The sequence below is a fragment of the Marisediminitalea oceani genome (genome assembly GCF_003731635.1).
GTDB lineage: Bacteria > Pseudomonadota > Gammaproteobacteria > Enterobacterales > Alteromonadaceae > Alteromonas > Alteromonas oceani.
In genome coordinates this window covers 99,601-113,413 of the sequence record NZ_RCUA01000086.1, presented here as the reverse complement: position 1 = coordinate 113,413, position 13,813 = coordinate 99,601, and the positions used below count along the sequence as shown (strand labels likewise).

7 protein-coding genes are annotated in these 13,813 nt (G+C 49.1%); 4 read left to right on the top strand and 3 right to left on the bottom strand.

Annotation, left to right across the window (positions count from 1 at the left end; translation table 11 throughout):
- The first annotated feature begins 145 nt into the window (after nt 1–145).
- Both D9T21_RS21405 and D9T21_RS21400 read left to right on the top strand, forming a co-directional pair.
- Nucleotides 146–2,131, top strand: coding sequence for a hypothetical protein (locus D9T21_RS21405; RefSeq protein ID WP_123327199.1), 1,986 nt, complete (start codon nt 146–148; stop codon nt 2,129–2,131).
- Nucleotides 2,132–2,248: 117 nt separating this feature from the next.
- Nucleotides 2,249–2,947 carry a tRNA-uridine aminocarboxypropyltransferase gene (locus D9T21_RS21400; RefSeq protein ID WP_123327198.1) on the top strand — a complete coding sequence of 233 codons (699 nt, stop codon included), beginning with the start codon at nt 2,249–2,251 and terminating at the stop codon, nt 2,945–2,947.
- Between the two features lie 49 nt (nt 2,948–2,996).
- Here the strand turns inward: D9T21_RS21400 and D9T21_RS21395 are convergent, their stop codons facing one another.
- The 3 genes from D9T21_RS21395 to D9T21_RS21385 form a co-directional block, all read right to left on the bottom strand.
- Nucleotides 2,997–4,532: an alpha-N-arabinofuranosidase gene (locus D9T21_RS21395; protein ID WP_123327197.1), complete on the bottom strand. Its 1,536-nt coding sequence runs from the start codon at nt 4,530–4,532 to the stop codon at nt 2,997–2,999.
- A gap of 12 nt (nt 4,533–4,544) precedes the next feature.
- Nucleotides 4,545–5,501 carry a glycoside hydrolase family 43 protein gene (locus D9T21_RS21390; protein ID WP_123327196.1) on the bottom strand — a complete coding sequence of 319 codons (957 nt, stop codon included), beginning with the start codon at nt 5,499–5,501 and terminating at the stop codon, nt 4,545–4,547.
- 86 nt (nt 5,502–5,587) lie between these two features.
- Nucleotides 5,588–8,956 carry a LamG-like jellyroll fold domain-containing protein gene (locus D9T21_RS21385; RefSeq protein ID WP_123327195.1) on the bottom strand — a complete coding sequence of 1,123 codons (3,369 nt, stop codon included), beginning with the start codon at nt 8,954–8,956 and terminating at the stop codon, nt 5,588–5,590.
- 372 nt (nt 8,957–9,328) lie between these two features.
- Between D9T21_RS21385 and D9T21_RS21380 the strand changes: the two genes are divergently transcribed.
- Together D9T21_RS21380 and D9T21_RS21375 are read left to right on the top strand one after the other, a co-directional pair.
- Nucleotides 9,329–12,112: a TonB-dependent receptor gene (locus tag D9T21_RS21380; RefSeq protein WP_123327218.1), complete on the top strand. Its 2,784-nt coding sequence runs from the start codon at nt 9,329–9,331 to the stop codon at nt 12,110–12,112.
- 266 nt (nt 12,113–12,378) lie between these two features.
- Nucleotides 12,379–13,800, top strand: a complete 1,422-nt coding sequence (locus tag D9T21_RS21375; protein ID WP_123327194.1) for an MFS transporter — start codon at nt 12,379–12,381, stop codon at nt 13,798–13,800.
- Nucleotides 13,801–13,813: the final 13 nt, after the last annotated feature.

Sequence of the window (13,813 nt, the reverse complement as noted above, 5' to 3'; positions counted from 1 at the left end):
CTGCGGGTGAAAACCTATCAGGGAACATGGATAACACCCAATAGTGGTCGCACAGCCATACATTAGCTGATAATCTAACCGCCAGGTAAGTAATTAGCGCCGGTCTGCAAAAACCGGGGCGCGCGTTGGAATATGGAAATAACACATGGCATTTACTGGCAAAGTCGAAGTGACGCCATCACAATTTGTCACAGGTAGCGCAGGTATGCGTTCAGAGGAAGAAGCCAAAAAGCTGCAAAAGCAAAAGTGGTTAGTGTTAAGCTTAACCTTTCTGGTGGTATTTGCTGCCGCGCTGGCGTGGGTTTGGTCGCGGGCAGAGATTTACCAGAGTCAGGCCATCGTCCATTTTAGCTATGCTCAGCAGCATAACACCGAGCAAAGCACCGTGCCGGTTGAGCAAATCACCCTCAACAACCAGCGCCTTACCAGTAATCGTGTGTTTAATGATTTGAGTGCCCGCTTACTGGCCTACGATTCCCTGTCTCTTACCCCCGAGCAACTGGCTGGTATGCTGAGCACCGAAGCCAATACCAGCAGCCGTATAATCAGCCTGTATGCCAACGGAGAAGATAAAACCCTGTTAAAACCGGTTCTGGAGCAGTGGCTAAGCCTGTATCTTGAACAACTGTCGGCGGAAACCATCGCTAACACCGAAGAAACCATCAGTGTCGAACAGGAAAAACTCCTCGCGCTGGAAGAAAAGATTAATGCACAACGGGCAGTCGTGCAGGCCTTTGGTGAAGAAAATAATATTGTTTCGCTGGAGCGTGATGAAAACCGTGTGCTGGCGAAAATTAAAAGCAAAGGTGCGGCCCTGGATGAGGCCGAATCTATGCAGGCTGAAGCCGAGGCGGAGCTGGCTACCGTACGCCAGAGTATTGCCAACGGCGAAATGGTCTTTCACCCTAATGATAAAGCACGCATGGATAGTCTCTATGCCGTGATTGCCGAAGTAGAATCTGAGCTGGCCGAACTGGCCGAAAATTTTACCCCCACTTACATGAACATGGACCCGGAAATCGTTGGCAAAAAGCGCAAGCTGGAGGAACTCAGGGGTAACTATGACAAGACGGTAGCCGAAAGTCAGCAGCGCTACCTGGAAGAGCTCAAACGAACGGTAACCTCTTCCCAGCAAAAGCAACAGCAGTTGGAAAACGAACTTAAACAACTGTCGCTTGACGCCCAGGCCTTCAATCAAAAGCTAGAAGAATATGCCCGTCTCGACGGCGCTCTGGAGCAGTTACAATTACAATCGCAGACGCTGCGGGATCAACTGGTACAGGCAGAGGTGCAAAAACCTATGCAGCCTACCATCAATATTCTGGAGCAGCCCTTTGAACCGGACTTCCCCATAGCGCCACATTACTGGCGGGATTCTTCCATCGCGCTGGTGGTAGCAATTATTCTTGGTTTGCTGGCATTGCAGCTGTTCAGTTCGATTCATCGCCAGCAAGCTCCTGCGCCGACCTTTACCAGCTATAACGTGGTGCCTAATCAGGGACTGACCCTGGAACAGCAAATGGCAGCCCATCAGGCGCTTGAAAAACAAAAGGTCTCTCAGTTAGGACACCAGCAGGCGCCAATGCAACTTGGTCATGAGGCGCCGGCGAGTAATGCCCGGTTACTGAGTGAAAAAGACTGTCTGGGGCTATACAAAGCCGCTAATCGTGACGGCAAACTGGTTATCGCGCTGCTACTCAGCGGGGTAGCGCCGGAAGAATTACCGGAAGTACGTTATCAGGACGTGCTGGTAGAAAAAGGTGCGCTTAAAATCCATGGTGATTTTGCCCGGACTCTTGACCTAACCAATGAATGCGTAGGTCTATTGTGCGAGTCGGAAAGCGACCCTGAAGCTACCGTATTGAGCAGCCGTCTGGATGCCAGCCAGCTGGATCAGATGATCATAAACGTGGCACACGACGCCGGGCTGCCATACCCGGATCAGTTTTCAGTAGCAGCGTTAAGGCACACTTATCTGACATTCCTGGTGGCTCAGGGGGCACGCCTCAACGATATTGAACAGGCCGCGGGTTTTGTACCACCGGCTGAGCTGGGTCTTTACCGGCAGGTAAACCGCAACGGTAATGTGGTGGATATCGACAATCTGGAAACCCGCTACCCGCTGGCCTAATTTGTTAACCATGCGTACTGCTGGCAGCCGCTGCTAAAATACTCACCAAGCATTGCTGGTAGTGTCGTGCAGGGCTCATATACAATGTAGTCCTGTTCGTTTTATTCCGGCAATGCTTTGCATAATTCTGTTTTAGCCCTGCGCCAGCGAGAGCTGGTTCATTCAACCCGCCCGTTTCTGGCCCGCGGTGGTAAGGTCGTACGCTGTGACGACTGTTTGCTACCCACCGTCAATTGTATTTGTGAGTATGTGCCAGAGCCGCAGGCGAACAGTGCATTTGTGTTCCTGATGTACAAAGGCGAATGTTATAAACCAACGAACACCGGGCGACTGATTGCCGATGTGGCAAAGGTGAATCACGCCTTTACCTGGCATCGCACCGAACCATCCCCTGAGTTTTTAGCGCTGCTTAACAACCCGGTCTATCAGCCGTTTATCATCTTTCCCCACGAATATGCTGAGCCGGAGCGACGCGCACACGCCGTTGCGGATAACGGTAAAGTGCCCTTGTTTATTATGCTTGATGGGACCTGGCGAGAGGCGCGCAAAATGTTTCGTAAAAGTGAGTACCTTAAACACCTGCCAGTGTTGGGGATAAAGCCGCAGGTCAATTCAGAGTATAAATTACGTGAGGCGGCTCATGCTCATCAGTTATGTACCGCCGAAGTTGGCGTGGAAGTATTAAAACTGGCCGGGGAGGCGAGTGCAGCTCAAACGCTGGCGCATTACTTTAACGTTTTCCGCCACTTTTATGTGAAGGGGAAGCCCCATCTGACCGACCACTTAAGTGCCAGTGAACTGGGCCTGAGTGAATAAAAAAGCGCGGCCAGTAACTGACCGCGCTTTTTATCCGTATCGAAGCTACTTATTTCAACTCTGCAACGACAATTGACTTGGCTGGCAATACCAGTTCGTCGAGATCACTGCTGAATGACGCAGGTTTTACAACTTCCTTGGCGTCAAAGGTATTTTTAGCAGTAATGGCATCTGCAGTAAGGATCTGACCAATCAGTGAGGAATAATCACCGTTGTCAAAATCCAGTGCCACCTCAGCTTCATTGGCCGGATCTAAATTAACCAGAGCAATATATACCTTGCCATCCTGACCCTTAGCAATAGAGGCAGTAACTGCAGGTAATGACTGGTCACCCTGTTTATATTCACCACCGTTAATGGTGAATGGGATGGACGTTGCATCCTGAAAAACCTTATACATGCCATACACATGATAAGTTGGCGTCAGCAGCATGTCGCCACCATCCGTGAGGATCATGGCCTGCAGCACGTTAACCATCTGCGCGATATTGGTCATGTGCACACGTTCGGCATAGTGGTGGAACAGGTTAAAGTTCACCGCGGTTAAGACCGCATCACGCAGGGTGTTTTGCTGATACAGAAAGCCCGGCTCACGGCCTGGTTCCGGATCGTACCAGGTACCCCATTCATCCACATAAAAGCCCAGTTTGCCTTCAGGATCGTTGGCATCGAGTTTAGCGATATTATTTTTGAGGTACTTATCCATGCGATAGGTACGCTCCATGGTTTTAAACCAGTCGGTTTCGGTAAACTCGGTGGCGTGGCCCTTATTCGACCAATCACTGTTAGGCAGCGTGTAGAAGTGGTAGCTGATACCATCCATATTGCGCTCAATACTGGCGCTTAGCACATCAGTCCACTGGGTATCTTCGGTATGACCGCCACTGGCAACCAGCTTTGGCTTTTTACCCGGTGGGGTTTTGATAAAAGTGGCAAACTGGTTGTACAGGTCAACGTAGTACTCCGGCGACATATGACCGCCGCATCCCCAGCTTTCGTTACCAATACCAAAATATGCAATATCCCAGGGCTCTTCACGGCCATTGGCACGGCGTTGATTGGCCAGCGTGGAGTTTTTGTCTGAGGTCATGTATTCAACCCACTCAGCCATTTCACGCACGGTGCCGCTGCCCAGGTTACCATTTATGTAAGCATCCGCCCCAAGCAGTTCAACAAAGTCGAAAAACTCATGGGTGCCTACGGCATTGTCTTCCTCTACACCGCCCCAGTGGGTATTTACCTTCACCGGCCGTTCAGCCGGATCGCCGATACCATCACGCCAGTGATATTCGTCGGCAAAACAACCGCCCGGCCAGCGCACCAGGGGAACCTGAATATCGCGCAGGGCATTAAGAACGTCATTGCGGAAGCCTTTGGTATTGGGAATATCTGAGTCATGACCGACCCAGATACCTTCATAAATACCCCGTCCAAGATGCTCGGCAAACTGACCGTAGATATCCTTGTTAATGGTGGCACCTTCTTTACTGAGGTCGGCAGAGATACTCACATCATGTTGTTTGGAAACACATCCAAATGACAGGCCAACCCCGAACAGTGCACAAGCAACTAATTTTAACTTCATCATTACTCCTTGTTATTTCTGCACGCCTTCAGTGGTCATAATGACCCGTTTTAGGGTGCCGTCTTGGTTGTAATATAAAGGTTCAACGGCCACCGAACGACGGAAACGACCGCCACTCGCCTTGCCGTCTTTAGGCGGCAGTGCGCCGGTGTGATAAATGAAATAGCTCTTGCCTTTGTACTCAATGATGGACTGGTGATTGGTCTCTGAGTTACCGGCAACTTCGTTAAGGATGCCCTTGTATTCCCATGGGCCATGAATGCTTTTACTCATGGCATAGCAGATCTTCTCCGGGAATTCACAGGCATAGCTGAAGTAATAATTATCGCCCTTTTTATGCACCCATGAGGCTTCGGTATAATTTGGCACATCGATGGTTTTTATCTCGCCATCAAGTTCCAGCATGTTGTCTTTGAGTTTTACGTATTTTGGCATCAGGTTGCCAAAAAACATGTAGGCATCGCCGTTTTCTTCAATAAAGATTGCCGGGTCGATATCGTCCCAGTCATTTGGCGTATGGGTTGTCATATCATCGGTGATGAGGGCTTTGCCGATAGCGTCCTTAAACGGTCCGGTCGGGGAGTCTGAAGTGGCCACACCAATAGCGAAACCAGGTTTGGTTTCATCGTGACGAACGGTGGTGTAAAAATAAAATGTGCCGTCTTTTTCCACCATATGGGACGCCCAGGCAAAGCCGGGTACTGCCCACTCAAAATCAACGCCTTTCATGATTGGCCCGTGGGCTTTCCAATTCACCATGTCGGTTGAGCTGAAGGCCAGCCAGTCATGCATTTCAAAAAATTTATCGTTATTAGGCGCTTCGTCATGGCCGGTGTAAAGGTACACGGTGTCGTTATAAACCATAGCTGCCGGGTCGGCAGTAAAAACGTCGGTAATAATCGGGTTATCAGCACTGGCCGCAGAAGCAAATAAACAGGCGAAGGCGGTGCATAGAAGTCGTTTTCCCATGATGATCCTTATTGATTACGAGTGTCGAAGAAACGAAAAAACCGCTACCTGAAAACAGGTAGCGGTGAGTAGCTTAAGTGCAGTCCTTACTCAGGACGTTGCGAGTTATAGATTTGCGTAACATCAGTTGCAGTCAGCGCATCATCAAAGATGTACAGCTCATCGATTTGACCGTTGAAGGCGGCATCCCAGAAGTTGGCACCAATCGCAAAAGAGGTAACCGGAGCCGGGGTAAATACATCCGGGAAGTTCTGACCAGCGAAGCTTTCTACGCCATTGATGTAGATGGTCATTGCACCCTGGTTATTTACCATCACCATGTGGTACCAGTTGCCGGTTTCCAGCGTTTGGTCGGTAAAGGCGTCATACCAGGCTGTACCAGACCATACCATGGCATTGTCTGAAGCATGGTGACCACCAGGGATCATGCTGATCCAGCTGTCACCTGACTCATAACCAAACACTACTGGTGTATAGTTGGCCAGCGCCGCAGCGTTAAACCATACCGAGATAGCGTAGGAGTTATCTTTAATCAGATCATCAGCCAGCTGCACGCCGTAGTTGCCATCCATATCCAGTGCCCGACCTACAACGCCGTCGGTAAAGGCTGCTTCACCACCTGCCTGATCGATAGTGGCACCGGTTGGTGTACCTGAACTTTGCTGACCGGTTGCATCAGACAGATCATCGTTATCGAAGCTGTAATGGACTACCGGATCAGGCAGACCCAGAGCACGCACGTTAACTTCGAAGGTCTTGGTAAGACTTTCGCCTTCCAGGGTGATAGTGGCTGTTAGTACCACCAGAGCGTCGTCTTCACCATTGGCAGGACGGGTTACTTCACCTTTAGTGCTGATTACATCCGGGTTAGAGGATGTCCAGCTTATGGCTGACGCGTATGGACCTGTGGGGCGCATTGGCAGATCAGCGATGACTGCGGTGGTGTCACCTAAGTCGAGCAGGTCAGCGGCCGAAGCCAGCAGCTCCGCAGTAGACAGTGGTGTTACATCAAGGTTTTTGATTTCACCAGCCGTTAATGCCGTGTCATACAGCTTCACTTCGTCAATCATACCGTTGAAAGGCACATCCCACGGGTTTACTGCCAGGGTAAATACGCCCTCGTAATCGGTAAACATATCCGGCAGGCCATTGGCTTCACCGGCCAGTTCGCCATCAACGTAAATACGCACAAAGCCGTTATTTACAGAGAAAGCTACGTGGGTCCAGGTATCCAGTTGCATAGGCACGCCAGAGATACCGTCAAACCAAGGGTTGCTGCCTTTCAGTACCGAGTTACTCCACAACATGATGTTGCTGTCCCAGCTTTGTGGTACCAAACTCATCCAGCCGTTATCACCAACATTACCAAAGAATGCCGGAGTAAAGGTGTTGAGTGTCTGTGCATTCAGCCACATCGACACTGTGTAGTTGTATGAGTTAATAAAGCTGTCTGGCAGACGCAGACCGTTGGTGCCATCGAACATGGCTGCCTGACCTGTCTGACCTTCAACAAAGTTAACGGTACCTTCGGTATCCGGACGCATGCCGGTTTCAGTTGCGACCGTGTAATTACCCAGTTCGTCAGCAAAGCTGCCGTCGAAAGAGTAGTGGGCAATCCGGTTAAACGGCACCTGAGCCGGGATAACAATGGTGTAGGTCTGAGTTTGCGACGTACCATTGAGAGTAGCGGTTGCAGTTAAGGTGACTTCGGTATCACCAGACCCAACGTTAGGACGGGTTACCACACCAGTGTAGCTGGCATTCGGCAGTTCCGGCTCACCTTTCACTTCGATGTAATCCGGGTGGCTGCTGGTCCAGGTGATATCGGCGCCTTTAGCACCAATCGCTGGCAGCGTAACGTCTACGGTGGTTTCTTCCGGGAACGAGATGGCAGCCAGCGCATTGGTCAGCGCGGTAGCATCGTCGTTCTCCATCAGCTTACTGCCCCAGATAGCAACGCCTTCTTCATTTACCGCAGTAAAGGTTGGCACAAACTCGCCCATGTTGTCGTTGTACTGCCAAGAAGATACCCCTTTGAAGGTGCCACGGCCGTCGAGATACAGGCGTACAGTGTTATCAGCTTCGTAGTACCATTTACCGGTCACGTCGCCGCTGACAATATTGTAATCTTCCAGCGTAATATAAGTAGACACCTTGGCTTCACGATCGATGTCGGTACCGTGGTTAATCAGTTTGAAGGTACCAAACAGATCGGTCTCATCGGCAATATTATCGCCTTCAACCGGTACATAACGATGTGGTGCAACAACCAGCCAGCCATCTTCGTTTACGAACATTTCATGAACGCGTACGTTGTGGATTTGGCCCTGGCCAGGGAAGCGGGTATGGAAAATAACAAAGTACTTGCCGGTTTCTTCATCGTAGTAGGCAGAGTTATGGCCTGGTGCCATGTAACCGTGGTCAGTGCCTGCTTCACCAGGATTCACATCATACAGGAAGCCACCCATCACTTTATTACCATACTGCTCGATAGACGACCAGCCGCCAGATGCGCCAATCATGTCCTGACCCTTGCTGTCGGTGAAAGGACCGTTAGGGTTACGTGAACGGGCAATACGCATGTTGTAACCGTCGGCGTTTTCATAACCGCCAAACGAGGTAAACAGATAGTAGTAATCGCTTTCAGGGCTATAAATCATGTATGGCCCTTCAATAGCGCTGTAGAAGCCACCCATGAGTTTGGTGCCGTAGCCCTGGTCTGGTAGTGCCATACCGGTTTGTGGATCCATCTCCATAATCCAGATACCACCGGAATACGAGCCGTAAACCATCCATAAGCGGCCTTCTTTGTCGAAAAATACGTCCGGGTCGATGGCATTCGGATGCACATTACCGTCGTAAGCTTCGCCATTGATGCCTGGGTTTTCTGCGCCCACGTGCCCGGTAGTCAGGATCAGACCCAGGTCTTCATAAGGACCGTCGATATTGTCTGATACTGCAACCCCCAGGTATGAACGGGATACACAGTTACCGGTATCCGGCAGCGCACAGTGGTTGTAATAGAAGTAATAACGGCCGTCGCCCAGCTGGATAACATCCGAAGCCCAGGAACCAATATTGCCGCCTACCCAGTCAATGCCTTCAGACACTTCAGATGGATAGGTATTAAATAGTGGGGTATTAGCTGCTGCATCTTCGTTATTGGCGGCACCGGGATTTAACTGAGTCCAGTTAACTAAATCGGTAGAGCTGGCATAAGCCATATGAGAACCGAAGATATAGAAAGTGCCGTCATCCAGACGAATAACAGAAGGATCGTGAACGCCTACTTCACTAAAAGTAACACCGGTTGGAAAGGTCGGGTCTGTAACACTGACAGGCGGTTCGTTTTGAGGGGCCTCAACAACACCTTCAACTTTTTGTTGTGTTCCGTCTCCACATCCACCGAGTACGGCGGAAATACTCACGGCTAACAACACTTTGTTCCATCTCATGGTTAAACCTCATCAAAGTAATATTGTATGACTAATTTAAAATATCAAACAGTATATACGATGTAAATCTGTTGTTAATAGTCAAATTTCGTAAATTAATCTAATTAATTATAATTTGCTGATAAATAACGTTAATTTTTTATAGTATGTAGGCTTGACTGTTAATTAACCAGCGGCGCCAATCCGGTTTGTTAAGAAATGTTAATAGATTTAACAGGCTTTGTTGACACCGATTAAATCATACAATAATATCTAGCGTAATCTAATCGTTCTGTTACGAAAATTTATATTTTTTTACTTTGCAGTTAACACAACTTATACAAAGGTTACTGTCAGGAGCTTGCTCGGCTCCCAGTAATGGAGGTTTACCGTATGTTTAAAAGAAAGCAACTAGCAACAGCAGTCATATTTGCGCTGGGCAGCACACTGCTCTATGCACAAGAAGCTGATAATGCACAGGAAGAAGCACCAGAAGATGTAGAAGTAATAGAAGTCTCTGGTATCCGCGCTAGTTTAAATAAAGCCATCAACATCAAGCGCCAGAATCTGCAAATCGTAGACGCGATTGTTGCTGAGGACATTGGTAAATTTCCTGATAATAACGTAGTGGAAGCACTGCAACGGGTGACAGGTGTTCAGGTTACCGACAGAACCTCCGGTGAAGTTAACACAGTAACTATTCGTGGTTTAAGTGACGTAACAACAACGGTAAACGGACGCAACATCTTTACTTCTACGGGCCGCTCTATCGCATTGGCTGATATTCCAGCTGCGCTGTTGGAAAGTGCCAGTGTGTATAAAACCCGTTCGGCGTCGCAGCTCGGCAGCGGTCTGGCCGGACAAATTGACGTAACCACACAGCGTCCGTTTAATTTTGAAGGTAGTCAGATTGTGTTTGCTGCTCGTGGCATCGAACAGGAACAGGTTGGCGATCTCGACCCTAATATCAGCTTTCTGGCCAGTAATCGTTGGAATACCGACATCGGTGAGTTCGGCGCATTGATTAACGTGGCTTACGCCCGCACCCGCTTCCGCGACCAGCGGGTTACGGCGGGAGCCATGTTACCTTACTTCACTAAAAACGCACCTGAGCCATACGATATGTTATCGCGTGTGCCTGGCGAGTTCTGGACAGCAGGTCTGGAAGAAGGTCTGCCATTTGCAGCCGGCTCGACCTTAGATATAAATGGTGTAGACGCAGAGTATTACCTGTCCAGGGATGCTATCTTTGGTATCGACAGCTACGGTGATCGTGAGCGTCCGGCGGTAAGCGTATCGTTCCAATGGGCACCGAATGACTGGTCTGAATACCTGTTCGAAGCATTCTATAACGGCTTCAGAACCGACAACCAGACAGCCATGATTTTCAAAAACGTAGAGCATGCGCGTTTGCTGGACCCCACTACGCCATTGCATATCTATGAAGGCACCAACATTGTTAAGGCTGGTTCTTCACGTGACTCAACCACTACGGCTAACAGCTTTACCAGTGGTGACTACTTCCATGGTGAAACCGACGGTTATTTATATGCACTGGGTGGTACCTGGGATTTCACCGACGATCTGCGGGTAAAATCAGAACTTATTTACCAAACCAGTGAATACTCCAACATGTTCTTCGCCATGCGTGGTGTGCCGGTATCACTGCAGGGACGTTTAGATTTCGACTTTAATGCAGGTGGTGGTATTCCGTCACTTGAGATTGTAGATAATCCGGAAACGGCCATTGATGAATCAGCGATTACCAGCCGTGATATCTGGCGTACTGACCAGCTGTACGATAACAACTATCTGGGTGAAGGGGATGCGCTAACCTTTAAAATTGATGCAGAACAGTATGTTTCGTGGGGCATCATCGAGAAAATTGGCTACGGTCTTCGTTATGACCGCCGTACCGCACAGGACTACGATTACGCCGGTACCGGTGGCAATATCGCAACTATCCTGTCGGAACTGCCTGAAGGCTTAACCTTTATCAACAAAGATTTCTTTGATGGTAACGCTAACTTCCCAGACTCATGGGCATCCATCGACGCGCGCTATATTGCTAATAACCGTCAGGACATTCGTGCTCTGCATGGCTATGAAGACGTTACCGACCAGACGCCTGAGCTTAACTTTGATATCGAGGAGATCTCTCAGGAAGCTTATGTTGAGGCCGACTTCTCTACGCAGTTAGGCGGTAAAACCGTTGATGGTCAGATTGGTGTGCGGGTAGAAAGTGCCGAGCGTGACATGCTGTTTGCCGGAACCAGTGGTGAAGGTTCCAGTACCTCAGTGCTGCCAAGCCTGGTAGTACGTTATCACCTGATGGACGATTTACTGGCCCGTTTTGCTTACACAGAAACAGTTCGTCGCCCGGGCTTTGCATCGCTTAACCCAACCATTAACTATGGTTCTAACCTTACTGGTCTGGATTTAAAATCAGCCGGTCAGGGTAACCCGGACTTAGGCCCGGTTGAGTCAACTAACTTCGACCTGTCACTGGAATGGTATTTTGCGCCGCAGAGCTCAGTTTATGCAGCCTGGTTTAAGCGTGATATCGAAGGTTTTGTGTTTGATCAGCGTCGTCGCGTAACCATGCAGGGCCCGAACGACGAGCAGCCTACAGATTACATTCTGACCCAGCCGGGTAACACTTCAGACGGTACTCTTGAAGGTTGGGAATTTGGTGCGGTTTACTTCCCTGAAGGGCTGCCTGATATGCTTGATGGTTTAGGTGTTCAGGCCAGTTACACGTTATTGGATTCAAACCAAATCGTGCGTGAGTATGACGTAAACGATCAGGGCGAAATCTTCTTATCAAGCGTGCTGGAACGCAGCATGTTTGGTGTATCAGATAACTCCTACAGCGTAGTGGCTATCTACGAGAAAGATGATTTTGATATGCGCTTATCCTATGTATGGCGTGAAGACTTCATCAACCACTATGGTTCAGCGACTTTTGCTAACCCGCGCGCTGTATATCGCCGTCCGGAGCAAAGCCTGAACTTCCAGATGAGCTATGATGTTAGCGAAAATCTGATGGTGACCTTTGATGCGACTAACCTGACGGATGAAATTTATCAGACATACTACCAGTATCCTGATACCAATAATCTGGATAGCAACTTAATTAGTCGTACCTTTGCCGTGGGCATGCGGTATAGAATGTAGTCCGGCAAAACCCGTTAACAAAAGCCCGATATGATATCGGGCTTTTTTTGTTAACAGTGTATACACGCTGAATGTTAACAACTTTAGAGAGGAATAATTTCCGTAAAGCGAATGTCATAATACGGCTTGTTTAAATTGTATGATGATAGTATATTTGCTATTAACATTTGGTTTGCAAATGCCGCAAATCGAGGGCTAAATTAACGGCCCTTTATCTATTTCAAACAGCCTGAAACGGTAAGGCTGCAAGTCGGAAGCGTGGTGGTATGGTTTCACAAAAATTAACCCGGTTAGAGAAGATAGGCTTCGGCGCCGGTGATATGGCGGTAAACGTCGTAATTTCCTCGATGATGTTGATCATCACATTTTTCTACACTGACGTGTTTGGCTTAAAACCCTCAGATATGGCATTGATGTTTCTGCTGGTACGTATTCTGGATGCGGTAAGTGATCCGCTGATGGGGATGGTGACCGACCGTTACACCAGCCGGTGGGGGCGTTATCGCCCGTACTTTCTGTTTCTGTCGGTGCCCTTTGGTATCTCGGTATTCCTGACTTTCAGTACGCCCGATGTGGATTATAACGCCAAGCTGGTGTGGGCTTATTCAACCTATATTTTCGTTACCCTGATGTTCACCGCAGTAACGATCCCCTATATTTCCCTGATTGGCGTAATGACCTCGGACCCTAAAGAAAAGCTATCGGCAAACGGCTATCGCCTGTTCTTCGCCAAGGTTGCTGCGTTTCTGGTGACTATTATTGTGCCCTGGATGGCTGGCGCTGATTACTGGGAAGGTAACCTGGCGGCTGGCTATCAGACCGCCATGGGCTTAATGGCTGGCCTGGCCGTTGTCATGTTCCTGTTTTGCTTCTTTGCCACAACCGAACGTCTGGAACATGAAGTAGAAGAGAAACCTTTCAGAGAACAGCTGTCGTTATTATTGAAGAACGATCAGTGGTTAATTTTGTGCGGTGTTTGCGTGTTAGGGACTACCGGGTACGTAGTGCGTGGTTCGGTAGCACTATACTACGCCAAATATTATCTTGGTGGTGACGCCGGCTTACAGTCTATGTTCCTGTCTACCGGCGTGGGCGCGGCTATTCTGGCCATGGTTGCCTCAACCTGGATCACCAAACGTTATTGTAAAGTGAAGCTCTTCCGTTTCAGCCAGATGGCTGTTGGCGTACTGAGCCTGCTGATGTATTTCGTGGTTGGCCCCAATGATGTGGCGCTGGCTTTCATCCTGTTTTTCTTAATCAGTTTTGTGGTTGATTTACACGCGCCTATCTTCTGGTCGGCCATAGCCGAAGTGGTCGATTACGGCGAAAGCAAAACCGGTAAACGAGTGGCTGGCCTGGCATTTGGGGGTATTTCATTTTGCCAGAAAGCGGGTATGGGTGTTGCCGGTGCGCTGGTGGGCTGGTTACTGGCTTACTTCGAGTACGAAGCCTCAGCCCAGCAGAGTGAGTTTACGTTAATGGGGATCGTGCTCATGCTGACCATTATCCCAGGTGTGTTTCATTATCTGGTGGGCTGGTTAATGAACCGCTACAAGATCACCGATGACGAATACAAATCACTGTCGGCTGTAGTCCAGGCGAACCGCAAAGCGGCATTAGCCAGCGGCGATGTGCAACTGGACAGTCACAATCAGCACAATGCCGATATGGCATCTGGTGTGAAATAACGAACATCGCAAG